Annotated in this window: 23 protein-coding genes and 2 pseudogenes; 15 read left to right on the top strand and 10 right to left on the bottom strand. The window is 68.8% G+C overall.

Annotation, left to right across the window (positions count from 1 at the left end; translation table 11 throughout):
• The first annotated feature begins 401 nt into the window (after positions 1-401).
• Entirely contained in the window at positions 402-1,064 is a 663-nt protein-coding gene (gene mftR / locus ACIQVL_RS51005) for a mycofactocin system transcriptional regulator (protein ID WP_403479229.1), read from the top strand.
• 15 nt (positions 1,065-1,079) lie between these two features.
• Here mftR and mftG read toward each other — a convergent pair whose 3' ends face one another.
• Entirely contained in the window at positions 1,080-2,627 is a 1,548-nt protein-coding gene (gene mftG, locus ACIQVL_RS51010; protein WP_403479230.1) for a mycofactocin system GMC family oxidoreductase MftG, read from the bottom strand.
• A 119-nt stretch (positions 2,628-2,746) separates the two neighbouring features.
• On the opposite strand from mftG, the gene mftA reads away from it, so the two are divergent.
• The 7 genes from mftA to ACIQVL_RS51045 all read left to right on the top strand — a co-directional run bounded on the left by mftA (position 2,747) and on the right by ACIQVL_RS51045 (position 9,228).
• Complete coding sequence (gene mftA, locus ACIQVL_RS51015; RefSeq protein WP_403479231.1) at positions 2,747-2,896, top strand: mycofactocin precursor MftA; 150 nt, start codon at positions 2,747-2,749, stop codon at positions 2,894-2,896.
• A gap of 25 nt (positions 2,897-2,921) precedes the next feature.
• The gene (gene mftB / locus ACIQVL_RS51020) at positions 2,922-3,191 is read left to right on the top strand and encodes a mycofactocin biosynthesis chaperone MftB (RefSeq protein ID WP_403479232.1); all 270 of its coding nucleotides are present in this window, start codon (positions 2,922-2,924) and stop codon (positions 3,189-3,191) included.
• A complete protein-coding gene (gene mftC / locus ACIQVL_RS51025; protein WP_403479233.1) occupies positions 3,188-4,441 on the top strand; it encodes a mycofactocin radical SAM maturase in 1,254 nt (417 codons plus the stop codon). The genes mftB and mftC overlap by 4 nt, the downstream gene beginning before the upstream one ends.
• Positions 4,442-4,444: 3 nt before the next feature.
• On the top strand, positions 4,445-5,653 hold the full coding sequence (gene mftD / locus ACIQVL_RS51030) for a pre-mycofactocin synthase MftD (RefSeq protein ID WP_403479234.1): 1,209 nt from the start codon (positions 4,445-4,447) through the stop codon (positions 5,651-5,653).
• A 35-nt stretch (positions 5,654-5,688) separates the two neighbouring features.
• Positions 5,689-6,432, top strand: a complete 744-nt coding sequence (mftE, locus tag ACIQVL_RS51035; RefSeq protein WP_403479235.1) for a mycofactocin biosynthesis peptidyl-dipeptidase MftE — start codon at positions 5,689-5,691, stop codon at positions 6,430-6,432.
• Complete coding sequence (mftF, locus tag ACIQVL_RS51040; RefSeq protein ID WP_403479236.1) at positions 6,429-7,817, top strand: mycofactocin biosynthesis glycosyltransferase MftF; 1,389 nt, start codon at positions 6,429-6,431, stop codon at positions 7,815-7,817. The genes mftE and mftF overlap by 4 nt, the downstream gene beginning before the upstream one ends.
• Before the next feature lie 145 nt (positions 7,818-7,962).
• Positions 7,963-9,228 carry a cytochrome P450 gene (locus tag ACIQVL_RS51045; protein WP_403479237.1) on the top strand — a complete coding sequence of 422 codons (1,266 nt, stop codon included), beginning with the start codon at positions 7,963-7,965 and terminating at the stop codon, positions 9,226-9,228.
• A 59-nt stretch (positions 9,229-9,287) separates the two neighbouring features.
• On the opposite strand, the gene ACIQVL_RS51050 is transcribed toward ACIQVL_RS51045, so the two are convergent.
• Positions 9,288-10,097 (bottom strand): TetR/AcrR family transcriptional regulator, encoded by an 810-nt coding sequence (locus tag ACIQVL_RS51050; RefSeq protein ID WP_403479238.1) that lies wholly within the window; start codon positions 10,095-10,097, stop codon positions 9,288-9,290.
• 435 nt (positions 10,098-10,532) lie between these two features.
• Between ACIQVL_RS51050 and ACIQVL_RS51055 the strand changes: the two genes are divergently transcribed.
• Positions 10,533-11,300, top strand: a complete 768-nt coding sequence (locus ACIQVL_RS51055) for an enoyl-CoA hydratase-related protein (protein WP_403479239.1) — start codon at positions 10,533-10,535, stop codon at positions 11,298-11,300.
• A 52-nt stretch (positions 11,301-11,352) separates the two neighbouring features.
• On the opposite strand, the gene ACIQVL_RS51060 is transcribed toward ACIQVL_RS51055, so the two are convergent.
• Both ACIQVL_RS51060 and ACIQVL_RS51065 read right to left on the bottom strand, forming a co-directional pair.
• Positions 11,353-12,306 (bottom strand): IS481 family transposase, encoded by a 954-nt coding sequence (locus tag ACIQVL_RS51060; RefSeq protein WP_403479240.1) that lies wholly within the window; start codon positions 12,304-12,306, stop codon positions 11,353-11,355.
• A 117-nt stretch (positions 12,307-12,423) separates the two neighbouring features.
• Positions 12,424-14,751: an MFS transporter gene (locus ACIQVL_RS51065; protein WP_403479241.1), complete on the bottom strand. Its 2,328-nt coding sequence runs from the start codon at positions 14,749-14,751 to the stop codon at positions 12,424-12,426.
• A 143-nt stretch (positions 14,752-14,894) separates the two neighbouring features.
• Between ACIQVL_RS51065 and ACIQVL_RS51070 the strand changes: the two genes are divergently transcribed.
• Positions 14,895-15,485, top strand: a complete 591-nt coding sequence (locus ACIQVL_RS51070) for a TetR/AcrR family transcriptional regulator (protein WP_403479242.1) — start codon at positions 14,895-14,897, stop codon at positions 15,483-15,485.
• 360 nt (positions 15,486-15,845) lie between these two features.
• Here the strand turns inward: ACIQVL_RS51070 and ACIQVL_RS51075 are convergent, their stop codons facing one another.
• Positions 15,846-16,835 (bottom strand): aldo/keto reductase, encoded by a 990-nt coding sequence (locus ACIQVL_RS51075; RefSeq protein WP_403479243.1) that lies wholly within the window; start codon positions 16,833-16,835, stop codon positions 15,846-15,848.
• Positions 16,836-17,452: 617 nt separating this feature from the next.
• Entirely contained in the window at positions 17,453-17,887 is a 435-nt protein-coding gene (locus tag ACIQVL_RS51080; RefSeq protein ID WP_403479251.1) for a MarR family winged helix-turn-helix transcriptional regulator, read from the bottom strand.
• A gap of 252 nt (positions 17,888-18,139) precedes the next feature.
• Between ACIQVL_RS51080 and ACIQVL_RS51085 the strand changes: the two are divergent.
• A pseudogene (locus tag ACIQVL_RS51085) lies at positions 18,140-18,234 on the top strand (SDR family oxidoreductase); the annotation flags it as partial.
• A 100-nt stretch (positions 18,235-18,334) separates the two neighbouring features.
• Positions 18,335-18,793, top strand: a complete 459-nt coding sequence (locus ACIQVL_RS51090; protein WP_403479244.1) for an SRPBCC family protein — start codon at positions 18,335-18,337, stop codon at positions 18,791-18,793.
• A 718-nt stretch (positions 18,794-19,511) separates the two neighbouring features.
• Here the strand turns inward: ACIQVL_RS51090 and ACIQVL_RS51095 are convergent.
• The 3 genes from ACIQVL_RS51095 to ACIQVL_RS51105 form a co-directional block, all read right to left on the bottom strand.
• Positions 19,512-21,221 carry a transporter gene (locus ACIQVL_RS51095; RefSeq protein WP_403479245.1) on the bottom strand — a complete coding sequence of 570 codons (1,710 nt, stop codon included), beginning with the start codon at positions 21,219-21,221 and terminating at the stop codon, positions 19,512-19,514.
• Positions 21,166-21,714, bottom strand: a complete 549-nt coding sequence (locus tag ACIQVL_RS51100) for a DUF485 domain-containing protein (protein ID WP_403479246.1) — start codon at positions 21,712-21,714, stop codon at positions 21,166-21,168. The genes ACIQVL_RS51095 and ACIQVL_RS51100 overlap by 56 nt, the downstream gene beginning before the upstream one ends.
• 347 nt (positions 21,715-22,061) lie before the next feature.
• Positions 22,062-22,469 carry a limonene-1,2-epoxide hydrolase family protein gene (locus ACIQVL_RS51105; RefSeq protein WP_403479247.1) on the bottom strand — a complete coding sequence of 136 codons (408 nt, stop codon included), beginning with the start codon at positions 22,467-22,469 and terminating at the stop codon, positions 22,062-22,064.
• A gap of 170 nt (positions 22,470-22,639) precedes the next feature.
• Here ACIQVL_RS51105 and ACIQVL_RS51110 point away from each other — a divergent pair, with 170 nt between their 5' ends.
• The 3 genes from ACIQVL_RS51110 to ACIQVL_RS51120 are packed head-to-tail and all read left to right on the top strand — an operon-like array spanning position 22,640 to position 25,424.
• Positions 22,640-22,981, top strand: a complete 342-nt coding sequence (locus tag ACIQVL_RS51110; protein WP_403479248.1) for a hypothetical protein — start codon at positions 22,640-22,642, stop codon at positions 22,979-22,981.
• Between the two features lie 16 nt (positions 22,982-22,997).
• The gene (locus ACIQVL_RS51115; RefSeq protein ID WP_403479249.1) at positions 22,998-24,521 is read left to right on the top strand and encodes a class I adenylate-forming enzyme family protein; all 1,524 of its coding nucleotides are present in this window, start codon (positions 22,998-23,000) and stop codon (positions 24,519-24,521) included.
• Positions 24,522-24,572: 51 nt separating this feature from the next.
• Positions 24,573-25,424, top strand: a complete 852-nt coding sequence (locus ACIQVL_RS51120; protein ID WP_403479250.1) for a 3-hydroxyacyl-CoA dehydrogenase family protein — start codon at positions 24,573-24,575, stop codon at positions 25,422-25,424.
• A 382-nt stretch (positions 25,425-25,806) separates the two neighbouring features.
• On the opposite strand, the pseudogene ACIQVL_RS51125 reads toward ACIQVL_RS51120, so the two are convergent.
• Positions 25,807-25,929 (bottom strand): annotated as a pseudogene (locus ACIQVL_RS51125) (electron transfer flavoprotein subunit alpha/FixB family protein); the annotation flags it as partial.

A 25,929-nucleotide genomic window follows, 5' to 3' on the forward strand; every position in this document is an offset into this window, starting at 1 on the left:
AGGTCAGCGGGCGGCGCGAAGCGTCGCTCCTCCCTCAAGAGGTTGGCCAGGCTTTCGTTGCTCACGACATCTCCCTTTCGAAGGGTGTCCGTTGTCTGTGGCCCAGACTAGCAAGTCTCTTTCAAATCATGATAGATATATTCATAGCCTTTTAAGGCACAATCACTGCCGGGCAACCAGACCCTCCCCCGCGGAGACACCGGGCTCACGCACCCTGTTCATCGACGCCGGGTATGGCCCGCTGGAGACAGAACCGCCGGCCGATACAGCCTCGCCGAAGACGGCTACAGGCACCGGCCCTGGTGTTCCGGGAGTCCAGGCCTGAGTCACGACGTGGACGCCGAGAGCGTAACCTCGTCGCACGGGGTTGGTCGTGGCGCCCTGCCCTTGAAGGAGTCCGCGTGAAGCCACCGCCCGGCGACGCGACGGCCGAGGCCGAGAAGATGAGGACAGGAAGGCCTCGGGTGACCTCGCGGGCCGAACTGGAACGGATCGGATTCGAACTGTTCGCCACGCGGGGGTTCGACAACACCACGGTGGACGACATCGCCGCGGCCGCGGGCATCGGTCGCCGTACCTTCTTCCGCTATTTCTCCTCCAAGAACGATCTGGTGTGGGGCGACTTCGAGGGGCATCTGCGTAGGCTGCGGGAGCTGTTGGCGGCGACCGCCGCTGACACACCAGCCGTCGACGCGCTCCGCGACGCCATCGTGACGTTCAACCACTTCGATCCCGTCGAGGTGCCCTGGCATCGACAGCGCATGCAGCTCATCCTGCGGGTGCCGACACTGCAGGCCGACGCGACCCTTCGATATGCATCCTGGCGGGCGACCATCGCCGAAATCGTCGCCGCACGCACCGGCCTGCCGCCGACGGACATGGTGCCCCGGCTCGTCGGCCACACCCTTCTGGCCGCGGCCGTGGCGGCGTACGAGCACTGGCTGAGCGAGCCGGGAACCGATCTGCCGTACCTCTTGCGCCGGACCATCGAACAGGTCGGCACCGGCCTCGGCTCCCTGCCGGCACCCACTCCCCCGCCGCCGCACGGCGCCTCCTCAGGGTGACCGCCACCGGCGGCCTCAGTCCACGTCGTCCCGCATCGCACGGGCCACGAACTCCCCGATGAGGACCGCGGTGGCGGCCGGGCCGCGCAGCGGGGCCGTGGGCAGGATCGAGGTGTCCGCCACCCTGAGCGCGCGAACCCCGTACACCCTGCCATGGCCGTCGACGGCGGCGCCGGGATCGGCCGCCGGGCCCATGGGGACCGTGCCGCACGTGTGCTGAGCCGTACCGAGACGAGCCCGGATCCAGCGGTCGAGGAGATCGTCGTCCTCCAGGATCGCGGGGTCTGGTTCCAGCAGGCCCGAGGACATTTCCCCGAACGCCGCCGTGCCGGCCAGGGCCGCGGTGACGCGGACCGCCTCGCGCATGCGGCGCCGGTCGCCGGCCGTGCGGAGATAGCCGTAGTCGATCTCCGTCACGTCCGCCGTCCTCGTGCGCAGGCGACCGCTCCTGCGGGGCGTCTGCGCGGAGACCAGGAACGCCGGTGCCGCGCCCGGAACGGTCGTGCGTGCGGTGGTCAGGCCGGCCATCGGGACGAGCGACTGCAGGATCTCCAGGTCACCCGGATACGATCCATGGGACGACGACGTGTGCAGGGCGCCGCCGAGCCAGGAGCCCATTGGTTCGGCAAGTGCGCCGCGGGGCGCCCACTCCAGCACTACCTGGGGATGGTCGCTGAACCGGGTTCCCACCGCGGGAGCGTCCAGCATGACAGGTATGCCCGCCTTCGTCAGTACGGCGCCCGGGCCGATGCCCGACCGGTGCAGCAGGCGCGCGGAGGCGAAGGCTCCCGCGCAGAGCACGACCTCGCCGGCTTCCAGCGTCTCGGAGCGACCGCCATGTTCGACGACGACTCCGACGGCCCGGCCCCGGCGGACGACGACCTGCTGGACCGGAGAGTCGCCCGTCACGGCCAGGTTGGCTCTGTTGAAGGCGCCCAGGAGATAGCTGATGCCGGTGTTGACCCGCAGGCCGTCCACTGTGTTCGTCGGGACCGGGCCGAAGCCGGGCGGGTCCTGGGCGTTCTTGTCGGGCTCGGGCGGCAGACCCAGTTCACGGGCCGCGTCCCCGAAAGCCACCACGGCAGGGTGCCGCAGATTCGTCCGCGTGACCCGTACCGGACCGCGGTCTCCGTGCACGGCGTCGGCACCGTGATCAAGATCGTTCTCCAGGGAGCGGAGCAACGGAAGCATCCGGTCGTACGACCAGTCCGCCCCGCCCGCCGCCGCCCAACGGTCGAAGTCCGCACGCCGGGCCCGCACGAAATAGCCACCGTTCACGGTGGTGGAGCCGCCGAGGATGCGCCCACGCGGGACAGAGTAGGGCCGCTCCGGCACGAGACGGACCGGGTGATGCCGAACGGCACCGCACTCGGCCCACGCCCCGGGGACAAGCCGGGCGTCGAGCAACTCCGGCGGGAATTCCGACCGCTCACGTGGCACCGGTCCTGCTTCCAGCACCAGCACGGAACGGTCGGGGTCCTCGCTGAGTCTCGCTGCCAGCGAGGCACCTGCGGCGCCGGCCCCCACCACGATGACGTCAGGTCGACGGACAGGGCGGTTCATCTGCACGGTGCAGGCCCCTTCCCTTTTGGCACCATGTGCCATTAGCTTTACGGTAAATATTACCGTGAGGTCGAGGCCGCCAGGCAGATGGCACCGCCTCGGTCGTCGAGGAGGTCAGCATGAGCACGCTCCCCACCATCTCCCCGGACGCGACCCCCGAGGCCGAGGTCGAGCCCGGTGCCGAGGCCGTCACGGCCCCCGAGTCGCTGATCGAGGCCGATGACCTCATCGAGGAGGTCTCGATCGACGGCATGTGCGGCGTCTACTAGGCGGGCAGGGACCGTCGTGCCCGCCATGGACATCGACCACGCCTGGGACCTGCATCCGCAGGTCTCGGTGCGTCCGGAACCCTTCGGCGCGTTGCTCTACCACTTCGGGACCCGTCGGCTGTCGTTCGTCAAGGACCGCCGTCTGCTCGCCGTCCTGCGGGCCCTGCCGCACGCGCCCACCGTCCGCGCCGCCTGCTCCGAGGCCGGTGTCGGCGCCACCGAACTCCCCCGTTTCACAGCGGCCCTGAGCGCCCTCGCCGGGTCGTCGATGGTCGTCGAAAGGGCCGCCCCATGACCGCACCGGCACCGCCCGCGCAGGGCACCCAACGGCTGGTCGACCTGTTCGAGTTCGGTCTCGACGCGCCGATCTGCCTGACCTGGGAACTCACCTACGCCTGCAATCTGTCCTGCACCCACTGCCTCTCCAGCTCCGGACGGCGCGACCCCCGCGAGCTGAGCACGGAGGAGGCCAAGGCCGTCATCGACGAGCTGGAGGCCATGCAGGTCTTCTATGTCAACATCGGCGGCGGCGAGCCCACCGTGCGCGCCGACTTCTGGGAGCTCCTGGACTACGCCACCAGCCATCACGTCGGGGTGAAGTTCTCCACCAACGGCGTCCGCATCACACCCGAGACGGCCCGCCGGCTGGCCCGGAACGACTACGTCGACGTACAGATCTCGCTCGACGGGGCCACCCCGGAGGTCAACGACGCGGTACGCGGGCCCGGTTCGTACGCGACGGCGTTGCGCGCCATGGAGAACCTCGCCGAGGCCGGGATGCGGAACTTCAAGCTCTCGGTCGTGTGCACCCGGCACAACATCCCCCAGTTGGACGAGTTCAAGGCCCTCGCCGACCGCTACGGCGCACAGTTGCGGCTCACGCGGCTGCGTCCGTCCGGCCGGGGTGCCGATGTCTGGGACGATCTGCATCCCACCCAGGAGCAGCAGCGCGAGCTGTACGACTGGCTGATGGCACACGGCGAGTCCGTCCTGACCGGTGACTCGTTCTTCCATCTGTCCGCCTACGGTCAGGCACTGCCCGGCCTCAATCTGTGCGGCGCCGGCCGGGTGGTGTGCCTGATCGACCCGGTGGGGGACGTGTACGCGTGTCCCTTCGCGATCCATGAGGAGTTCCTGGCCGGGAACGTCCGCGACAGCGGCGGTTTCACCGCGGTCTGGCGGGAATCCGAGCTGTTCAACGACCTGCGTTCGCCGCAGACCGGCGGCGCCTGCGCCTCGTGCGGGTTCTACGACACCTGCAAGGGCGGCTGCATGGCCGCCAAGTTCTTCACCGGGCTGCCGCTGGACGGACCCGACCCCGAATGCGTCCAGGGGTACGGGGAGGAACTGCTGGCCAGGCGCCCGACGGACCGGGCCGAGCTGCCGCGACCCGCCCAGGATCATTCCCGGCGGCGGCCGGTCGACCTGCCTCTGCCGACCCGCCGCAAGGACCTGGCCCGCCCTCCCGTCAGCGACTGCGCGGAGGACCCCCTGGCCGGGCTGCGGCTCACCGACACCCCATCGACCCTGCACGAGAAGAGTTGACGCATGCGCCAGAACCCCTGGTTCGAATCGGTCGCCGAGGCACAGCGCCGGGCGAAGAAACGTCTGCCCGGTTCCGTCTACGGAGCGCTGATCGCGGGCTCCGAGCGCGGCCGTACGATCGGCGCCAACGCCGCGGCCTTCGCCGAACTCGGCTTCGCCCCGCACGTCGTGGGCCATCAGGCGGAACGCGACCTGAGCACGACCGTACTCGGCATCCCGACGGCGTTCCCCGTCCTGATCTCGCCCACCGGTGTGCAGGCCGTGCATCCGGAGGGGGAGGTCGCGGTCGCGCGGGCCGCGGCGAACCGGGGCGTCATCATGGGGCTGAGCTCGTTCGCCAGCAAGCCGGTCGAGGAAGTCGTCGCGGCCAACGCCGACACCTTCTTCCAGCTGTACTGGAGCGGCTCCCGGGACACCATGGTGCAGCGCATGGACCGGGCCCGGGCCGCGGGCGCCAAGGCCCTCATCGTCACTCTCGACTGGTCCTTCTCCCACGGCCGTGACTGGGGAAGCCCGACGATCCCGGACAAGCTCGACCTGCGGACCATGGCGAAGTTCGCTCCCGACGTGCTGCCACGCCCCGGCTGGCTGTGGACGTACGTGCGCTCCGGCCGGCTCCCCGACCTCACGGTCCCCAACCTCCGGCCCGTCGGCGGTGAAGCCCCGAACTTCTTCGGCGCCTACGGCGAGTGGATGCAGACCACCCCGCCCACCTGGGAGGACGTCGCCTGGCTGCGGAAGGAGTGGGACGGCCCCTTCCTGCTCAAGGGCGTGAGCCGGGTGGACGACGCGAAGCGGGCCGTCGACGCCGGTGTGTCGGCCGTCTCGGTGTCCAACCACGGCGGGAACAACCTCGACACCACCCCCGCCACCATCCGGATCCTGCCGCCGATCGTGGACGCCGTCGGCGATCACATCGAGGTCCTGCTCGACGGCGGCGTCCGGCGCGGCGGCGACGTGGCGAAGGCGCTGGCGCTCGGCGCGCGGGCCGTCCTGATCGGGCGCGCCTACCTGTGGGGCCTGGCGGCCAACGGTCAGGCCGGGGTGGAGAACGTGCTGGACATCCTGCGCGGCGGGCTCGACTCCGCCGTGCTGGGTCTGGGCCGCTCGTCCGTGCACGACCTGTCCCCGGACGACCTGGTAATCCCTCCGGGGTTCGTCCTCACCCTCGGCGGCACGGACGCCGACGTACAGGACGCGGTCGCCGGGTGACGACAGCACGACAACCCGGCGCGCAGCCAGGTCTGTTGGCGCACCGGACCTGGCCGACCGTGCCGGAGGGCAGCCTGGTCCTCGTGCCGATCGGCTCGACCGAGCAGCACGGGCCGCATCTGCCGCTGAACACCGACAGCGTCATCGCCGAGTCGGTCGCCCGGCGGACGGCCGAAGAACTGGCCGTCCGCCTCACCCGGCCACCCCTGGTGGCACCGGTGATCGCCTACGGCGCCAGCGGCGAGCACGCCGGTTTCCCCGGCACCGTCTCGCTCGGACACGAGGCCCTGCACGCCGTGATCGTCGAAACCGTGCGCTCGCTGTCGCTGTGGGCCGGCCGCGTCGTCTTCGTGAACGGCCACGGCGGCAACACCGCCACCCTGGACGCGGCCGTCGGCCAACTGCGCGCCGAAGGACACGCCGTCTCCTGGGCCGGATGCGGCGTCGCGGCGGGCGACGCGCACGCCGGCCGGACAGAGACCTCGCTCATGCTGCACCTCGCCCCCGAGGACGTGCGGATCACCGAGGCCGTCGCCGGCGACACCCGACCGTTGCACGTCCTGATGCCACTGCTGACGGCGCACGGCGTCAGAGCCGTCTCGCCCTCGGGCGTCCTCGGCGACCCGGCCGGCTCCTCGGCCGAGGAGGGCCACCGGCATGTGCGGACCATGGTGTCCAGGCTCGTCGGCCTCATCACCACCGGAACGACGGACGACCGCGGCCGCCTCCTGGCTCAGGAGCCGGCCATCGGGCCTGACAGCAAGGCGGCCGGAAGATGACACTGCCCATCGGGTTCGCGGTGACCCTCGATCGCGACACCCGCGTCCTGGACGGCGGCCGCACCCTCCTCGGCGGTTTCCCGGTGCGCATGCTGCGCCTGACCGCGCGGGCGCGTCCGCTGCTGACCGGTCGCACGGTCCACGTGCGGGACCGGGCGGGCGCCGTCCTGGCGGACCGGCTCCTGGAGGCGGGTCTCGCGCACCCGGTCGTCCGCGATCTGCCGCTGCCGCCTGATCCCAGGTACACGGTCGTCGTGCCGGTCCGGGACCGCCCGCGCGAACTCGACCGTCTGCTCGCCGGCATCGGACCGGGTGTTCCGGTGATCGTGGTCGACGACGCCTCCTCGCGCCGCGCGCCGGTCGAGGCGGTCGCCGCACGACATGGCGCGCGCTTCGTCCCCCTGGACGTCAACGTCGGTCCCGCCGGCGCCCGTAACGCCGGTCTTCGCCTGGTCGAGACACCGTACGTGGTCTTCGTCGACTCCGACGTCGTCCTGCCCCCGGACACGGTCCCGACGCTCCTGCGGCACTTCTCCGATCCCCTGGTCGCCATGGCCGTCCCCCGGATCACCGGGCTCGTCGAGTCACCCGGGTCCGACACCTGGATCGGGCGGTACGAGCACACCCGCTCCTCGCTCGACCTGGGCACGCGTCCCGCCCAGGTGCGGCCCGGGACGCCCGTCGCCTGGGCGTCCACTGCCTGCACCGTGGCGCGCGTGGACGCTCTGGCCGACGGCTTCGACGAGCGGCTGAGAATCGGCGAGGACGTGGACATCGTCTGGCGCGTCATCAAGGGCGGCCTGCGGGTGCGCTACGAGCCGTCGGTCCACGCCGCCCATGAGCACCGCGGGCGCCTCGGGGACTGGTTCCGGCGCAAGGCCGCCTACGGGACGGGAGCGCATCCGCTCGCCGAACGCCACCCCGAGTTCATCGCACCCGCGGTCCTCGCCCCCTGGAGCGCCGCCTTCGTGCTCGCCCTGCTCGCCCAACGCCGGTGGTCGCTGCCGGTGGCCGGCGCCGTCGGCGCGACGACCGTCCTGCGGATCTCCCGGAAGCTGGACGGCACACAGCACCCGGTGCGGCTGGCCTCCTCGCTGACGGCCATGGGAGCGCTCGGCGCGCTCGCCCAGACGTCCGCTCTGGTCACCCGGCACTGGTGGCCCGTCACAGCGGTCGGCTGCGCGGTCTCGCGCCGCGTACGCCGGGTCACCGCAGTGGCCGCCGTCGCCGACGTCTCACTGGAATACCTGGGCCAAGGCGCCGCTGTGGACCCGCTCCGGTACGGCGTCGCGCGCCGCCTCGACGACCTCGCCTACGGCGCCGGTGTGTGGTGGTCGGCCGTCAAGGGCCGTTCCAGCGTTGCTCTCCGGCCTCGGCTGCATTAGTCACGGCCGGGTGAGCCTTTGCCGTACCCACCCAGAGGATCCGTCGTCAGCCCATTGTGGCAAACGGCAGGAGTTATTACCGTAAGCATCACGGGACAGCCAACAGTACGCATGTTCCACAGACGCGACGGCGCAAAGGAGCGACATGGCGCAGACGGAGCACACCACGAGCGACGCGGATGAGCGGGACACGCTGATCGCACAACGGTGCCCCTACAGTGACATCGTGTTGTTCGGCGGGGACCGCGAACCGCTCGCGGGTTACGCAGAACTGGACACCCTGCGGGAGTCCGGCCCGGCGCACACGCTGAGCAGTGGCGAGATCATCTACACCACCTACGACCTGGTACAGGAAGTCGCCCAGCGCGCCGATGTCTTCCACAGCAAGCCCCACGACCCTTCCAGCTCCGAGGAGGCGCACTTCGCCCTCGTGCCGCAAACGGTCGACGGCCCGATCCACGTGAAGTGGCGCAGGCTGCTCGCCTCCTCGTTCTCACCCGGCGCCGTCGCCCGGCTGGAGGACTCCCTTCGCGCGCGCGTCAACGAGCTCATCGACGGGTTCATCGATCGCGGTCACTGCGATTTCGTCCAGGAGTTCGCGCTCAGGTTCCCGACCGCGATCTTCCTCGAGCACATCATCGGCCTGCCGGTCGAAAAGCTGGACCAGTTCATCGCGTGGGAGACCGACATCCTGCACCCGAGGTCGACGGACCCGGCCGAGCAGCACCAGGCCGTCATCCAGGCCCAGACCGAGGTCACCGCATACCTGTCCGAGATCCTCGAGGAGCGCAGGAAGACGCCGGCCGAGGAGCGCGGCACTGACCTCATCTCGCGCGCCATGGACTGGCAGATAGACGGCGAGCCGATCCCGCACGAGGACCTTCTCTCCTTCTATCTCCTGTTGTTCGAGGCCGGCCTCGACACGGTCACCGCGTCGCTCGGCTACGGCTTCCACCACCTGGCGAGCCACCCGGCCGACCGGGATCGGGTGGTGGCCGACCCGGCCGTCATCCCCAACGCGGTCGAGGAGCTGCTGCGGACCTACTCGGTCGTGGCCATCACGCGGACGGCGGTGGCCGACGCCGAAGTGGACGGCTGCCCGGTGAAGAAGGGCCAGCGGTTCGTCCTCAGCCTGCCGGCCGGCAACCGGGACGAGCAGCACTTCCCTGACGCCGCGGCAGTCGACTTCGACCGCTCCGACATCTCGCATCTGGCGTTCGGGGCGGGACCCCACCGCTGCCTCGGCTCACACCTCGCACGGCGGGAGCTGGCGATCGCCTACGAAGAGTGGCACAAGCGCATTCCCGTGTACGAGGTGGATCCCGACATCCCGTTCACCGAGAACCGGAGCACGATGATGGGGCTGAACAACCTCCCCCTGAAGTGGGACCCGGCCGCGACCCGCAAGTAGCGGGCACGTGCAGGCGCCCGGCCGGGAATCCCGGCCGGGCGCCTGCAGGTCTCCTGGCCTCAGGTTCCGGATTTGCGCGCCGCGGCCTTACGGGGGGTCGTCGCGCCCGTGCGGCCGGTCCGCGTGCTCTGCGCCGGCGTCGATCCACGCGACGTCCTGCGGGGCCGCTCGCTCTGCTCCCGCAGGAGCACCTCGAATCCACAGACCAGGCGCGCCACGCCGAATTCGAAGTCCTCGTCGCTCGTCCCGGAGATCGGATGGCGGTCGATCAAGCCGTCCAGGACCGGCAGGCTGGACCAGTCCGTCATGCGGCGCTGGCGTGCGACGTCGACGGTCGGTGCGTTGGCCAGCCGAAGGATGCGCTCCTGGGTGATCGCGCCGCGGGTGTACAGGCTGATCACGTTGTAGACCTTCATCGCGTTGTCGGGAGTGAACCCGCCCGCGATCAGCGTCGCCACCATCGACTCGGTCATTTCCATGACGCGGTGGGTCGCGTCACGGCTGTAGGTCGAGGTGCGCAGGAACATCAGATCCGAGAGAACCTCGTCCTCGCGGTGAATGTCGCGGTACGCGCGGAAGTGCGACGCCAGCATCTCCTGCCAGGTGTCGTCGACGCCGATCTCGGGCATCAGCCGGATGAACTTGTCGACGGCGACGTCCGTCATCGCGTTGAGCAGTTCCTCCTTCTTCCGGAAGTACCAGTAGATGCTGGTGACCCCGACATCCAGATGCTCGGCGAGGACCGGCATGCTCAACTGCTCGAGCGAGGTGCGTCGCGCGACCTCGAAGGCACCGGCGACAATGTCCTCCGCGTTGATCGAGTTGCGCTGACGACGCTTGCGAGTCCCCGTGGAATCGGCCTTGGGCACGCTGCTCCTCCTTTTCACCACCCCACCGACCCGGCCCGAGTGTCGACCGAGTCCGCGCTATGGACGCTCCGAAACCGGCACCGTATCAGCTGGGCCACTCGGCATGCCCTACGGTAAGTCTCTACTTTAACGCCGCCACGAGGGCTTACCACGATCTGGTCGTACCCCCCGACGGAGCGGGCGGCCTGTCAACGACCCTGGTATCTCGGCCGCTCCGAAGCAAGGTCGACCGCGCCCCAGTGCTCTACGCACTCGGCGCCCCCTTTCACCTGCCCCATGGCAGCACCCCACTCCGCCGTTGTCCTGCCATATGCTCGGTGGTAGCTTACCGAAAGCATTACCGCATTTCCTACTGGATTGAACACAGGCAGCAGTGCTCTCTCGGCCGCCGCAGTCCACACCCGTCATCGATGCACCTGCCGGAAGGCGGTCGACATGGATCTGCTCCGACGTCATGAAGGATCCGTCGAGATCCTCACGCTGAATCGGCCGGATCAGCGCAACGCCCTGAGCCCGGGCCTGATCACCGAACTCTCACTGGCACTGCGGGACTGCCTCGACGACGACGGGGTGCGCGCGGTGGTGCTGACCGGCGCGGGCGACCGGGCGTTCTGCGCTGGCATGGACCTGAAGGCGTTCGCCGCCCGTTCCGATCCCTCCGGGCCACAGTCCGACGACACGCATTTCAGGATGTTCAGCCACGGCGAGTACCCCAAGCCCGTAATCGGCGCCGCGAACGCCACCGCCGTCGCTGGAGGGTTCGAACTCCTGCTCAACTGCGATGTCGTCGTCGCCTCGGACAAGGCCAGATTCGGTGTCCCGGAGGTCAAGCGTGGCCTGTTCGCCGCCGGCGGCGGAATCACGTTGCCCGGCCGCATCCCGCTCGCGATCGCCCTGGAACTCGGCCTCACCGGGGATCTGATCGACGCCGAGCGCGCGTGCGCGCTCGGGCTCGTGAACTCCGTGGTCCCGGCCGAGGACGTGGTCGGCGTCGCGCTGGAGTTCGCCCGCCGCATCGGCGAGAACGGCCCGCTGGGCGTCCTCGCGACGAAGAAGCTGATGCGCTTGGCGTTCACCGATGGCGTCACCGCCGCGCGTGCGGCACAGGCAGCCGAACACCCGAAGGTGTTCGAGAGCGAGGACGCGCTCGAAGGCGCTCGCGCCTTCGCGGAGAAGCGCACCCCGCAGTGGAAGGGCCGATGACCAACGGACGGGCAACGGCGGACGGCACTCCCCTGACACCGGGCGGCACGCCCTAGGTGTATTGCCCTGTGAGGTTGGGGACGCGGCTGGCGGGTGGTTGGCCTTTCAGCGCGGTGTGTCCGCGGTGGTGATTGTAGGTGTGCAGCCATTCGGGGAAGGCGTCGCGTCGTTCCTGTTCGGAGCGGTAGGGGCGGGCGTAGGCCCATTCGTCGAGCAGTGTGCGGTTGAAGCGTTCGACCTTGCCGTTGGTCTGGGGCCGGTAGGGCCGGGTTCGTTTGTGGGTGATCCCGGCCGCTGTCAGCAGGTCTCGCCAGTCGCGTGAGCGGTAGCAGGCGCCGTTGTCGGTCAGGACCCGTTCGACGGTGACCCCGCAGCCGGTGTAGAACGCCTGGGCGCGCGTCCAGAAGCCGGTGGCGGTCTCTTTCTTCTCGTCCGTGTGGATCTCGCTGTAGGCCAGGCGGGAGTGGTCGTCGACGGCGGTGTGCAGGTAGCTGTAGCCGGTGTTGGCGCGGGTCTTGCGGCCTGCTTGCCGGCCGAGGACCTTGTGGCCGCCGCCGTCGGGGATGTTGCCGAGCTTCTTGATGTCGACGTGGACCAATTCGCCGGGGCGGTCGCGTTCGTAACGGCGTATGACACGGCCTGTTGCCCGGTCCAGGTGTGCCAGGCGGGCCAGGCCGTAGCGGGTCAGCACACGGTGCACGGTCGAGGGCACCAGGTGAAGCAGGTGCGCGATGCGGGCCGGTCCCCAGCGGCGCAGGACGCGGACCTTGATGATCCGCCGCTCGGTGCGGGTCGGTGTGCTGCGCGGGCTGGAGTGCGGTCGGGAGGAGCGGTCGGTCATACCCGGCTCGCCGAGTTGGCGGTAGCGGTCGGCCCATCGCTGGGCTGTGGTCGGTGAGACCTGGAAACGTTCGGCGGCACGGCGCAGGGGCCAGCCGTCCTCGACCACGCAGCGGGCCAGGCGCAGACGGCCGGTCTCGGTCAGAGGTGCATTACGGTGGGGCAAGAGGGCCTTCTCGGTACTCGGTGGAGATGTCGCAATCCACACCGAAGCCGGAAGGCCCTCACTCGTTCAAGACCACCTAGCCGTGCCGTCCGTCACCAACCTCTATGGACAGAACAACTAGTCGTCGGCGTGAGCGAGTTCGAGGTCCAGGCCTTCGAGGTCGCGCCCGGCGACGGCGACCTCGGTCGTCCGCGGCGGATATCCGGTCGCGATGACGGTGTAGTCGCCGCTGCCCAGGTCGGAGAAGGCATACGCCCCGTCGCTGCCGGTGCGCGTGGTGGCGACCACGTTGCCGACCGCGTCGACCAAGGTGACGCTGGCGTCGCCGAGTGGCACGCCCCCGCCCCGCACCGTGCCGCGCAGATAGGCCCCGGGAAGCAACTCGACCTCTATGCGCGTGACGCCGACGGCGCCGATCTCGACGAGCCGGGCCAGCGGCCGGTGCTTGGGGGAGGTGATCGCGAGGGTCACCGGCCCCGGCACCAGGTCGGTGACGCTGAACTCGCCGAAGGGGCCGGTCTGTTCGCCGGCCAGAACGTCCCCGCGGTCGTCGGTCACGATGACCGTGGCCGCAGCGATCGGGTCCCCGCTGTCGGAGGAGCGCACCACACCGGCCAGCGAGCTGGTGCCGCTGAGCAGGATGTCGTACGTCACCGGCTCGTCGCTCACGGCCACTGTCGTGGCCTGCGGCTGATAGCCGTGTGCGGAGGCGATCAGGACGTACGATCCGGCGCCAGGCGCGTCGACGCCGTACGCGCCGTCGGCTCGCGCGACCGAGCGGCCCAGCTGGCGGCCTTCCGGCGAGATCAGTGTCAGCGCGGCTCCGGCCACGGGGGCCTTCTCCGCGCCGTGGACGCGTCCGCTGATCGGGATCCCCCGGCTCAAGGCGGTCGCGACGGCTGATGCCGCCACCGGCGCCGCGTTCGGGATTGCCGGTGACGCGACCGGGTCCGAGGCCGTCGAGGGCTCGGTTGCCGGGCCCTCCGCAGCGGCACCGGGCATGTTGCCACCCGGCGCGGCCGCGGGGCGGCGGCGCGGGATGAAGGAGGCGAGGACGAAGGCGAGGAGGCCGGCGCCGGCGCCGACGGCCAGGACCGTCTTGAAGCCGTTCTCCGACGGCAGGGCGGTGGCGCCGAAGGTGGTGGTCATCTGCGAGAGGATCACGGCGGCGATCGCGCTGGCGGTCGACGTCCCGATGGACCGCATCAGGGTGTTGAGGCTGTTCGCCGCGCCCGTCTCGGACGCGGGCACCGCGCCCATGATGAGTGCCGGCATGGCGCCGAAGGTGAAGCCGATACCGGCGCCGATGACGCAGGCCACCAGCACGAACTGCCACACCTCGGACATCAGCACGATGGCCAGGCCGTATCCGGCGGTCACGATCAGGGCGCCGATCATCAGTGTCGTCTTCGGGCCCTTGGTCTTGGAGACGAGGGCGGAGACCGGGGCCATCGCCATCATCACCAGGCCCATAGGTGCCATGACCAGGCCGGCGGTGAGCAGCGGCTTGCCCAGACCGTAGCCGGTCGCCGCGGGCAACTGCATGAGCTGCGGAAGGACCAGCATCATCGTGAACATGCCGAAGCCGACGGCGATCGATGCGATGTTGGTGAACAGCACCTGACGGCGCGCCGTGGTACGCAGGTCCACCAACGGCTCCTTGACACGCAGTTCGAACAAGCCCCACAGCAGCAGGACCACGACGGCCGCGGCGAATAGGCCGAGGGTGGTGCCGCTGGTCCAGCCCCAGTCCCCGCCCTTGGAGACGGCGAGGAGCAGGCTGACCAGGCCGGCCGCCATACCCATGGCGCCGACGACGTCGAAGCGTCCGCCGGTGCGCACCTTCGACTCCGGTACCAGGAGAAGCACGAGGACGATGGCGACGGCACCGACGGCGGCCGAGGACCAGAACAGCGTGTGCCAGTCGAAGTGCTCGGCGATGGCCGCGGCGGCGGGCAGGCCGAAGGCACCGCCCACACCGAGGGAGGCGCTCATCAGCGCGGTGGCGGAGCCGAGCCGCTCCGGGGGCAGTTCGTCGCGCATGATGCTGATGCCGAGCGGGACGATGCCGGCGGCCAGCCCCTGCAACGCCCGGCCGACGACCAGCGGGATCAAGGAGTCGCTGAGGGCGGCGGTGACCGAACCGGCCACCAGCATGACCAGGCTGACCAGGATCATGCGGCGCTTGCCGATCATGTCTCCCAGCCGGCCCGTCACCGGGGTGGCGACGGCGGCCGCGAGCAGCGTGGCGGTGACGGCCCAGGAAGTGTTCGATGCCGAAGCGCCCAGAAGCTTCGGCAGGTCCGGGACGATCGGGATCACCAGGCTCTGCATCAGCGAGTACACGATTCCGCCGAAGGCCAGGGCCGCGACGACGGCGTTGGCCTTCGGCGGCGACGCCGTGGCCCCCCTGTCGTCGGCGGTTCGGGAAAGGGCGTGGGACATGGTCGGGGCTCCGTGGGGAGATCGGTGGTGCGCGACACGAGTTGCCCGCACGTGGTCGTCGGTTTCCAGCCTCCCAGAAAAGCTGCGCATAGCGCAACTTTTCTCTATGGGAATTTTTTCCGGTCACGCGTATGCTGCGGAACGTGACCTCTGAGACGCCCCCCGGCCTGCGCGAGCGCAAGAAAGCGGCGACCCGTCAGGCGCTGCATGAAGCGGCCCTACGCCTCACCTTTGAGCACGGCCTCGAAAAGCTGACGGTGGAGGCCATCGCCGACGAGGCCTTCGTCTCCAGGCGCACCTTCTCCAACTACTTCGCAGGCAAGGAACAGGCGCTGCTGCATGGTGACCAGGTGCGTATCGCCGCGCTGGTCGGCCTCTTCCGCGCCCGTCCCGCGGATGAGACGCCGGCGACCGCGTTCGTCCGTGCCGCCGAGGAATTCGCCGTCGTGCACCCTGTCGACCCGGTGCGGGAGGGGCGGTACCGGGAGGTGCTCCGCCATCCCGCCCTCGGTGGGGCGGCGGCCGCTGTCTTCGCCGCGGGTGAACTGGAGTTGGCGGAAGCCATCGGCCTGCGCCTCCTCGCCGGGCCGGACCGCGTGCTGCGCGCCCGGTTCCTCGCCGCGGTCTTCCTCGCCGTCCTCCGCGTCGCCGCGAAGCCCGTCGGAGACCGGGAACAGAATCTGGCCGACCTCACCCGCCAGGGTCTCGCCATCGTCGGTGAGGAGTGCGGCTGAGCGACGGCGGCTCGATGCTCGCCGGGCGTTCCGCTCGACCGTGAGACCCGGAGCTTCGCCCTCCGTGGTGATCGGCGTTGCTGTGGCGCGCGGAGCGGCTTCTGCAGGGCCGGTTGGCCCTGGACGCCGGTCCAGCAGGTGGATACCGAGGACTGCCGCCCCGGGTCGGCAGTCCGGGCCGACCGCTGCCAGGCAGCGGTCCACCGCGTCGGTCCGCGCGCGCCGAGACGGCGTCGAAGGGCTCTTCGTCGGGCCCCCTGCCGGCACTCGGGCGGCGACCGGGCACACACCGCCGGGGTCCTGCGGGCGAGGGTCCCGGCGATGTGTACGGCAGGGGGCGGGTGGGGCCCGGGGTGGGTGTCAGACCCAGGTGGGCACATGCCCCTCGGGGTAGCGGGCACCGGAGCCGCCGTTGGGCAGGATCTCGTCGATCGCGGCGAGGTCGGCCGCGGTCAGGGTGACGTCTGCTGCCGCGGCGTTCTCCTCCATGCGCTTCGGGCTGCGGGTGCCGGGGATCGGCACGATGTGCTCACCGCGGCTGAGCAGCCAGGCCAGGGCCAACTGGGCGACGGTGATGCCCTTGCCGGCGGCGAGGTCGGCGAGCCGATCGACGGCTTCGACGTTCTTCTCGAAGTTGCCGGGCCGCCAGCGCTCGTCGTGGGCGCTGCGCATATCGGTCCTGTCGTACTGGTCGGCCGGCTTGGCCGTGCCGGTGATGAAGCCGCGACCGAGCGGCGAGTAGGCGACGAAACCGATGCCGAGTTCGTCCAGGACCGGGAAGAGCTCCTCGACGTCCCGCTCGAACAGCGAGTACTCGGTCTGCAGGACCGAGACGGGCTGGACGGCGTGCGCACGGCGGATGGTCTGCGGGCCGGCCTCGCTCAGCCCGAAGTACTTCACCTTGCCCGCCTCGATCAGCTCCTTGACCGTGCCGGCCACCTCCTCGATGGGCACGTCCGGGTCCACTCGGTGCTGGTAGAAGACGTCGATGTGATCCACGCCGAGGTAGCGCAGGCTGTTGTCGGCGACCTTGCGGACGTTCTCGGGGCGGCTGTCGCAGCCGGAAGCCCGCTCCGACCGGCCGGACATGTCGCGGCCGAACTTGGTGGCAAGCACCACTTCGTCGCGGAAGTCCTTGACCGCCCTGCCGAGCAGGATCTCGTTGGAGCCGGTGCCCATGCCGTAGAGCTCGGCGGTGTCGAAGTGGGTGACCCCCAGCTCGTGGGCGCGCTGGATGGCGGCGATGCCCTCCTGCTCGTCGGTGGGGCCGTAAGCCATCGTGAGGCCCATCGCACCGTAGCCGATCGCCGAGCTGGTAAGCCCCTGGCTTCCGAGTGTCCTGTCCTGCATGACGCTCTCCTTTGAAAGTGCATGATCAACAGCAGGGATTCCCATTGCAACTACGGTAAATATTACCGTTAGAGCATCCAAGGGTATCCACACGATGACCACCCCTCGAAAGCGGCCCGCCAGGCCTGCATGGATGACCAACGGTTTCTGACGGCAGCTCAGCGACCCCTGTGCCGGTTCGGCGATTCAGGCCGTTCGGGCTGTTCAGCACCCACCGGGTTCCGGCTCATGCCGGTCGATCTCCCGTCCGATGACCAGGTTCGTCCACCGTTGCAGCCGGTTCACCTCCGCGCCTGGTCCGGGCGAACTGGAGCAGCGCTTCCGCCTCGGCTGCACCTCGACCCCCGCGCCGCCGAGCAACTCGCGGCCGATATCCCGCCCGTGGCTGACGACCTGCTCTCGCACCTGCCGCCGCTCCAGTTAGACCACATCAGCTTCCCGGGCCGCTAAGCGCAAGCGGGGGGCATCGCCCCCCATCGCGGAGCCATCGGCGGACGGAGATGACGGCGAGGCGTAGCGCCAGCCGCACGCGGCCACGCCTACCGGTGCCACTCGACGGGAGGCTGCTCCATCCCAGACCCAGGCCGTCCGGCACCCTCACACACCCACCGGCACCGTCAGGGCGGGAGAACTTCAGCACGGAAAAGGGCCCGCTTGAGCAGGCCCTGCAGCGCGCCCTGCTCGTCCTGCGTCAAGCCGGCGAACAGGGGTTCCTCGCTCAGCACCTTCATCAGCCGTTTCCGCAGTTCAGCGCCTGCTGGAGTCAGGACAAGCCGCCTGACCCGGCGGTCGGCAGGGTTGGGACGGCGCTCTATCAGTTGCAGCGCCTCCAGCTTGTCGATCACGAAGGTGGCATTGGACGGTTCGCAGCTCATCCGCTCGGCCAGCTCACGCATGGTCATCGGGCCGGCCATCTCGCGCAGGGCCGAGGCCTGCGCGACGGTCAGTCCGAGCCCGGCCACCCATTCACGCATGCGCGCATTGCTCTGCATGTCGAGGTCACGCACCAGCTTGTCCAGCTCCCACTGCGCTTCAGACTGCGCCTTCGTCATCACCATGGTTCCAGACTAGCAAACTGCTTCAACTCATGATAGATATGTCTTGAAAGATTAGACTCATACGCATCGGGGGAGCCTCATGAGCCTGACGGAGACCGGCACCCGTGCCGTGTCGGCGGATCTGAGCGCCGCGAAAGGGACCACCGCCCCGACACCAACGCGCTCGCCACCGTCCGCGCCACCCGCGCAGCCCTTGCCCAGCCTGATCGAGCGTCACGGAGCGGCCGGCTACAGCACCGTCGAGGCGCCCTCGCCACGCTCGGCAAGTCCCTGGCCGAGGAGTTCGGCCCGCCGGGCGTGCGCGTGAACACCGTCCCCCCGGCCCGGTCCGCACCGCCATCGACGGCGCCACCATCAAGACGGCCTGAACCAAACACCGAGCCCACACTCGGCTACAGGCAGAAACCAGCGATTCAACCCACGAACACGGAGGCCAGACCCATGGCTCACATCGTCGTCGGATCCGCCGAGCGCACCATCGACGCTCCCGCGGACGAGGTTTACCAGTACCTGGCAGACATGCACCTTCACGCCCGTCTTCTGCCGCGCCCCTTCTACGACTTCCAGGTCGAGGAGGGCGGCGTGGGCGCGGGCAGTGTCGTCCGATTCAAGATCGACTTTGCTGGGGGTGTGCGAGAGCTCCGGATGCTGGTCACCGAGCCGGAGCCGGGCCGAACCCTGGTCCAGACCGACACCAACGACTCCGGCCTCGTCACGACGTTCACCGTGACCCCGCAAGGCGAGCAGACGCTGGTGAACATCACCTCCGGCTTTGACGGCGAGAGCGGCGTCGCCGGCTTCGTCGAGCGGATCATCGCACCGCGCAGGTTGCACCTCATCCACGCCAAGGAACTCGCCCGCCTCGACGCCTACGCCCGCGAGCAGCGGGTCGGTCAGTAGCAGCGGCACGTCGGCCGGAACGCGGGGGGCGAAGCCTCACGGCTATCGACCAGGTGAAGGCTCACATAGCGCAAGGAGCGAGGCCCCCGGGCTGTCGATCGAGATGTCTAACATCTCAACCGCATTGCCTGGGGGCCTCGCTGGCCATCTGTCCCGCTGTACTCGACCTGCCGCACGCGGGTCACCATGCTCGTCGCCCCCATCCCAGACCCCGCAGGACCTTAGTGCCTCCGGCCGGTTTCCGACCCAGCTCTCCGCCGACTGACCACTACCGCCAAAATCCGGCGGATCATCCCTGGAGACCTACCACGAAGCAGACCTCGCAGAGGATCCGGTGCCAGGACCAGGCTGGCGACGAGGAGGAACTGCGCGAGCCCTTGAGGCGCAGTTGTCTCCACCGGGCAGAGCGGTGTGACCGATCGGCAGATGAAGAGAGTCATCGGCTCAGGACTGGGATCGGGGAACCACAGCACCACCGCATGATCGAGCGAGGATCTCGCCGCCGGATGCGGGCGTGGTGCGGCTTCCCGCACAGCGCGGCGAACGGAACCCGAGCTACGGGTCGTCAGAACAGAGAACGCGGCAGACTGCCCATCGTAAGGGTGGCGGCATGCCGACGGGCCGTGCTTGGGGTCGGTCGGGCGGGACCCCGCCCGTACACCCCAGAGTCCGGGTATTACGCATCGGCACCGCTCACGCAATCGACGTCAGCAGTCCATTATTCCAACCGCGACGCATCAGCTGCTTGCGGGCTGGTTTCCACTCCCGTCAAGAGTTTCCGTTCGAAGCTCCGGAAGTCGACTTCCGAGCCTTCTCTACCGGAAGCAGAGCCGAGCCACCCGAGGAAGAAGGCCGCAGGCACCGAGACAATTCCTGGGGTTTGGAACGGATACCAGTTGAAATGAGCCCCGGGCCACAGCGCGAACGAGCTCCCGGAAACAGTGGACGACGAGACCTGGAGGACAACACACAACAGCAGGCCCCCATAGACGGACCACAGCAGACCTCTGCCATTGAACTTGGCCCAGAAGAACGAGTAGACCAACGCCGGACAAATACACGAGGCAGCTACGCTCAACGAGAAGGTGGTAAGGAATTCCGCCGGATAACGATGGGTCGCCGCTGCCAACGACAGGCCCACAACACACACGACAGCGGCAGTCAGGCGCAGCACACGCAGCTCAGCGGAGTCACCGCGACGACGCGACCCACTCGCGAACAGGTCATGCGCGAGTGAGACGGCAGCTGCAAAGGTCACGCTGGTGACAGCCGTAAGGATGACGAAGAAGACCACAGCCGCCATGGCCGTGATGAGAACGATCTGCCCCATCGAGTCAGCGCGGAGCAGGCTGGATGCGAGTTGGATCAGAGCCGACTGCCCTGACACATCCAACCCTCCGATGTTCGCGCCGCCCACCACTGCCGCCGCGGAAAATCCTGTGACGATCAGAAGGAGAACGAAAATTCCGACCAGCCCAGTGGCAATACTCATGGATCGCCGCGCCGTGCGTCCGTTTCGAGATGCGCTGACGCGCAGAATGATGTGCGGCATCATCGCCGTGCCGAGAACAAGGACGATATGCGTTCCGAATGAGTTGAGCGGTCCGAAGGTCCCCGAGTATCGCCAGAGTCCCGGGCTCAGATAGTTTCCTGGCGATGTGCTCTGCTTTACCGCGGCTGCGACCACCTTCGCTGGACTCCACTCGAACCTTCTGAGAGTCAGTAGCGCAAGCACGGAGAGTGTCGCAAAGGTGATCACCACCTTGGCCACGTGCATGAAGCTGGTTCCCCTGAGACCGGCGACAGTGGCGAAGCAAGCGACGAGGCAGCCCACCAGCACTGTGCACAGCACCTCGGCCTCGTCGGACGTGGTGCCGATCAAGAGTGCGGTGCTGATGCCGGCGGTCCGCAGTTGGACCATGAGAACGGGAATGGCGATCGCCAACGTCACCGCGGTCGCTGCGATTCGGGGCTTTGGACCCGGCGCGCGAAGGGAGAACAGGCCGGCGAGAGTGTACTGGCCACTGTTCCGTATCTTCTGGGCAAAGAGCACCAGGATGCCGAGAGCTACCAAACTGTCAACAGCATACGTGAAGGCGTCGTAGCCGAAGAGAGAGATACTCCCGCACACCGCCAACAGGGAAATTACCGTGATCTGCTCGCCCGCCATGGCAAATCCGTTGAAGACAGGGGACAGGGACCGGTCGGCCAAGTACAGCTTTTCCGGGCTGTTGTCCTCCGCTGCGGCGAGGGTGAAAACCCACAGCAGGGATGCCGCAATGAAGAGCAGCAGGGCGAAGATGACGGAACGTCGCGCACTTGAACCCACCGGGTTCAGAAAAGCCGCACTCAAAAGGTCAAATTTCACAGCTTTACCGCCACGGTCTGTTGTCTGTGAAGAAACCCGACGGGCCGGACCGAAGCTCATGGACCGTCAGAGACTCTGCAATCGGATCACAGGAACGCCGGCTTCGGCTGTCGTACGACCAGGCGGTGGCGACGAAGACGCCACACTGCAGCAGCCCCCACACCAGGCCAAAAGTGATCTTCCCGTACACGGAAAGTGCAGGGATTTTCGTGAAACAGGCCAGCGCGATACCGGTGACGAAAGGGGTCGCGTTGACGAGAACAAACGTGCGCTGAAGTCGATGCGTGGTCTCGCGGAGTCGATCCACCCTTTGAGATTGCACGGTGTCGTGCGCGGGATGCCTTGCGGATGAGTCACCGGAGGATGCCGGGAAGGGGTGCGAATGCACGAGAACTCCTGAGGAAGGTGGGTGATGGCGCGGCGCGGTCCGACCGGGGCCGGGCGCGCACAGCGCCGGGCATTCACCACATGCCATGAGAGCGACGCGACTGGCGCGATCGCCGGGCGCCAAGATAGGCCCAACATGGCTTGAAATACCAGGGTTCTTCAGCATCGGATCAACCAGTCGACACCCCCCGTCCCACCGCAAGCGCTTGCCCCAATGCCTCACCTCCCGTGCACAGTCGGTGCTTCTTCAGGCGTCTCCCGTAACCAAGGGCGCAGGTCAGCACGGCGCAGGCGTCGACGGGTCCGGATCGGCGTTCCCAGCGGGCGGCGAGGTGCCTGAACCGGTGGAGCAGCGCGAGGGCAGCTCGACTGCGGGGCAGAGTTCGTCCGCGCAGCCGAGGTCCGGGGCACCCTGGCGGCGAGATGACCGACGGGATCCGCCGCTTGCGTCAGGGCGCGCCGGACGGGCTGGAGTCGCAGCCGTTGGCACCGGCCCGCCCGCCGCAGACCGTGTCAGTACTTGGCGGGGACGAGGGACGAGACGTCCTCGCCCTGGATCATCTTCCCCGGCAGCCTGGTGTCCCAGTAGTCGGTCCAGCGCGCAATACGTCCGTCACGCACGACGAACGCGCCCATGACCGGCACGCCCTGCACTCCTGACGGCGTGCGGATCATGTCCAGCCGTTCGGTCAGCACCACCTCGCCGGCGCTCGCGACGTTCACGACCTCGTACGCGTAGGAATCCGGGAAGGCGGCGAACTGACGCGCGAGGTCCTTGAGGATCTCGTCGGCGCCTACGCAGGCGGGCATTCCGGTGTTCTGGTAGACGGCGTCGTCGGCGAGGAACGGCCGCAGCGCCTCGGAGTCGCGCTGCTGCATGAGGCCACAGAATGCTCGAACGATGCTGATGGGATCGGACATCACAGCTCCTTGGAGTGCGGCCGGGCCCGAGGCGACATCACGGACGCCCGGCAGACGCAGCACGTCATACCTGTCGGCATGCCTCTTGACCCCTGTACTATATGCCTTACGGTATGGGTGTTGAAGCGTCCCGTTCAGGTGACCTCCGGCCGCTCGGAGGGAGGGACGACATGAGCAGTTCCCAAGCCGTGCCCGTCGCCGAGGAGGACGATGTGAGCTTGCAGGTCGGCAATCGGCTGCGCGGACAGAACTCGACGTGCGAGGTCATCGTCGTCAAGGGTTCCGACAGCCCCAAAGTATTGATGTGCGCCGGCGCGGAGATGAGCGCGACGGCCCCTGTTCCCGCCACGCCGCAGTCGAGCGAGGGTCCGCCGATCCAGCTGGGCAAACGGTACACGGACGACAGCAGCGGCATCGAGGTGTTGTGCACCAAGGCCGGGATCGGCCCTCTGACCTTCGACGACCGCGAACTCACGCAGAAGGCGGCCAAGGCGCTGCCGGCGTCCGACTGAACGGATTGCACCCGCGATGAACCTCACGATGCTCCTCGACATGGTGGTCGAGGGGATGCCCGACCGGGTCCTGATCGGCGACCGCGAGGACGGCCTGACCGCCCGCGAACTCGGCCGGAGGGCGCGCGCGGGCGCGGACCTCGTCCGGGCCGCCGAGGCCGGCACGGTCGTCTTCCTCGGTGGCAACGGTCCCGCTTTCCCGGTCGCGCTGTTCGCCTCGGCCTACGCCGGTGTGCCGTTCCTGCCGGTCAACTACCGGCTGAGCGCCGAGCAGCTGGACGACGTCCTCGGCCGACAGGCCAAGCCGATGGTGATCACCGACTCGCCCCACCGGGTGCGGGGCATGACGACCTTGACGCTGGAGGAGTTCACCGAGCAGACGGCCGTCGCCGCCGATCGCGCGTCCGAGCCCGCCGACCCGGATCCCGACTCGATCGCCGTGCTGCTCATGACGAGCGGGACGACCGCCGCCCCGAAGAGCGCGGTACTGCGGCACCGGCACCTTACGTCGTACATCTTCGGCTCCGTCGAGTTCGCGTCGGCCGAGGCGAGCGACGCGACCGTCGTCAGCGTGCCGCCGTACCACATCGCCGCCGTCGCGAACCTGCTCTCCAACCTGTACGCCGGCCGCCGGATCGTGTACCTCGACCACTTCAGTGCCACCGAGTGGCTGCATCGCGTGCGGACCCAGGAGGTCACGCACGCGATGGTGGTGCCGACCATGCTCGTGCGCATCGTCGACGAGCTCGTCCGTGCCGGCGAGCACGGCCCTTCCACGCTGCGGTCGCTGTCGTACGGCGGCGCGAAGATCGCCACGCCGGTACTGGTGGAGGCGCTGCGGCTGTTTCCCGGTACAGGTTTCGTCAACGCCTACGGCCTTACCGAGACCGCCTCCTCCATCGCGGTGCTGGGTCCCGACGACCATCGCGCGGCCGTCGCGAGCGACGATCCGGCCGTGCGCGCAAGGCTGGCGTCTGTCGGCCGCGCGCTGCCGAGCGTGGAGATCGAGGTCCATGACGCGGACGGGCGGCCGTGTCCTCCCGGCGCGGTCGGCGACATCGTGGTGCGCGGCCCGCAGGTGGCGGGCGAGTACCTGGAGGCCGGCAGCCGCCTGGACGGCGATGGCTGGTTCCCCACGCGGGATCGCGGCCACGTGGACGCGGACGGCTTCGTCTTCGTCGAGGGCCGGTCCGACGACACCATCATCCGCGGCGGCGAGAACATCGCCCCCTCGGAGATCGAGAACGTGCTCGCCGAGCACCAGTGGGTCGCGGAGGTCGCCGTGGCTGGCATCCCCGACGACGAGTGGGGGCAGCGCATCGGCGCGTTCGTGGTCGTCAAGCCCGGCGTGCGGCCGGATGCCGACGTCCTGCGCGAGTTCGTGCGCGGACGGTTGCGCAGTTCGAAGACCCCCGACGACATCGTCTTCCTGCAGGAACTCCCGACCACGCCGACGGGCAAGATACTACGGCGCAAGCTCGTCGGCACCGCCACCGGCGACGTCGAAACCGCCCAAGCCGCCAAGACGCCTGTGCTCTAGAAGCGCCCGAGTGTGCTCCGGAAGCACCCGAAGACAAGACAAGGAATGCGCGTGGAGTTCAAGACACTCGCAATCGTCGGCCTGGGCACCATGGGGGCCGGCATCGCACAGACGGCCGTCCCGCTCGGCTTCGACGTCGTCGGCATCGAGCGGGACGAGCAGGCCGTCGAGGCCGGCCGGGCACGAATCGCCGCCGGGCTCGCGAAGTTCGTCTCGAAGGGGAGGTTCACCGAAGAACAGGCCGCCCAGGCGCTCGCCCGCCTCCGCACCAGCACGGACCGGACGGCCATCGCCGGAGCCGACATCGTGATCGACGCGGCGTTCGAGGACGTCGACCTCAAGCGCGAGCTGTTCCGCGACTTCGAGCGCCACGCCTCCCCCACCGCCGTCCTCGCCTCGAACACCTCGACCATCCCCCTGGTGATCATGGCGGCCGAGACCTCCGCTCCCGAGCGCGTTGTCGGCCTGCACTTCTTCAACCCGGTCCCTCTGATGGACCTGGTCGAGGTCATCCGGACTCCGGCGACGAGCGAGGAGACCATCCAGGCGGCCGTCGAGCTGTCCAAGGCCCTGGGCAAGTCGCCGGTGGTCATCAAGGACGGTCCCGGCTTCATCGGCAACCTGCTCGTGGTGCCGTTCCTGCTCGACGCCATCCGTGCCTTCGAACGCGGTGTGGCCTCGATGGAGGACATCGACGCGGTCCTCCGGCTCGGCTTCAACCACCCGATGGGGCCCTTCAGGCTCAGCGACCTGATCGGCCTGGACATCGTCCACGACATGGCCGCGCGCATGTACGAGGAGTACCGCGACCCCAAGTACTGGCCGCCGCCGCTGCTCAAGCAGTATGTGCGGATGGGGTGGCTGGGCCGGAAGACGAAGCGCGGCTTCTACACGTACGACTGACGACGACCACCTCGCGTCGGCCGGGCGGCGTTCCCCGGTCGACGCGAGGTGGTCGGTGCAAAGGCTGGTCCTCGAGAGGAATGGGCTTGCCGGAAGAGGTCACCCGTCGGCAGTGCGGGCCGCCCGTGTACGGGCGGCCCGCACTGCCGTCCCGGTGGCGAGGCCCTGCCCTCATCCGCCGTCCTCCGTCGCAGCCCCGGGCACACGCAGATCAGCCTGTGCGTGCCGGGAGCTGCGATCGGTGATGGACGTGCGTGCGGAGTGCCCCGACGTTCTCGGTCCGGACCAGCAAGCGCACCTAATCCTGATCAGCGCGCGGATTCGCGCGCCTGACCATCACTCCGCTCCCCCTGGCCTGCCCACTCCGGCCCGGCAGCAGTGCTCACCGTTTGATCTCTGCGGTGAGCTGGGGGACGACGTCGAAGAGGTCGCCGACCACGCCGAAGTCGACCAGCTCGAAGATCGGGGCCTCGGCGTCCTTGTTGACGGCCACGATCGTCTTGGA

Origin of the sequence: Streptomyces sp. NPDC090499, from assembly GCF_044769305.1 — a bacterium.
In the GTDB taxonomy this organism is placed as follows: Bacteria; Actinomycetota; Actinomycetes; order Streptomycetales; family Streptomycetaceae; genus Streptomyces.

Bases quoted from the DNA above. Each gene is read 5' to 3' on its own strand.
- mftG (WP_403479230.1), bottom strand. From the start codon at position 2,627: ATGAACCGCCCTGTCCGTCGACCTGACGTCATCGTGGTGGGGGCCGGC.
- mftA (WP_403479231.1), top strand. From the start codon at position 2,747: ATGAGCACGCTCCCCACCATCTCCCCGGACGCGACCCCCGAGGCCGAG.
- mftB (WP_403479232.1), top strand. From the start codon at position 2,922: ATGGACATCGACCACGCCTGGGACCTGCATCCGCAGGTCTCGGTGCGT.
- mftC (WP_403479233.1), top strand. From the start codon at position 3,188: ATGACCGCACCGGCACCGCCCGCGCAGGGCACCCAACGGCTGGTCGAC.
- mftD (WP_403479234.1), top strand. From the start codon at position 4,445: ATGCGCCAGAACCCCTGGTTCGAATCGGTCGCCGAGGCACAGCGCCGG.
- mftF (WP_403479236.1), top strand. From the start codon at position 6,429: ATGACACTGCCCATCGGGTTCGCGGTGACCCTCGATCGCGACACCCGC.
- ACIQVL_RS51045 (WP_403479237.1), top strand. From the start codon at position 7,963: ATGGCGCAGACGGAGCACACCACGAGCGACGCGGATGAGCGGGACACG.
- ACIQVL_RS51055 (WP_403479239.1), top strand. From the start codon at position 10,533: ATGGATCTGCTCCGACGTCATGAAGGATCCGTCGAGATCCTCACGCTG.
- ACIQVL_RS51065 (WP_403479241.1), bottom strand. From the start codon at position 14,751: ATGTCCCACGCCCTTTCCCGAACCGCCGACGACAGGGGGGCCACGGCG.
- ACIQVL_RS51075 (WP_403479243.1), bottom strand. From the start codon at position 16,835: ATGCAGGACAGGACACTCGGAAGCCAGGGGCTTACCAGCTCGGCGATC.
- ACIQVL_RS51080 (WP_403479251.1), bottom strand. From the start codon at position 17,887: ATGACGAAGGCGCAGTCTGAAGCGCAGTGGGAGCTGGACAAGCTGGTG.
- ACIQVL_RS51090 (WP_403479244.1), top strand. From the start codon at position 18,335: ATGGCTCACATCGTCGTCGGATCCGCCGAGCGCACCATCGACGCTCCC.
- ACIQVL_RS51095 (WP_403479245.1), bottom strand. From the start codon at position 21,221: ATGAGCTTCGGTCCGGCCCGTCGGGTTTCTTCACAGACAACAGACCGT.
- ACIQVL_RS51100 (WP_403479246.1), bottom strand. From the start codon at position 21,714: ATGCTGAAGAACCCTGGTATTTCAAGCCATGTTGGGCCTATCTTGGCG.
- ACIQVL_RS51105 (WP_403479247.1), bottom strand. From the start codon at position 22,469: ATGTCCGATCCCATCAGCATCGTTCGAGCATTCTGTGGCCTCATGCAG.
- ACIQVL_RS51110 (WP_403479248.1), top strand. From the start codon at position 22,640: ATGAGCAGTTCCCAAGCCGTGCCCGTCGCCGAGGAGGACGATGTGAGC.
- ACIQVL_RS51115 (WP_403479249.1), top strand. From the start codon at position 22,998: ATGAACCTCACGATGCTCCTCGACATGGTGGTCGAGGGGATGCCCGAC.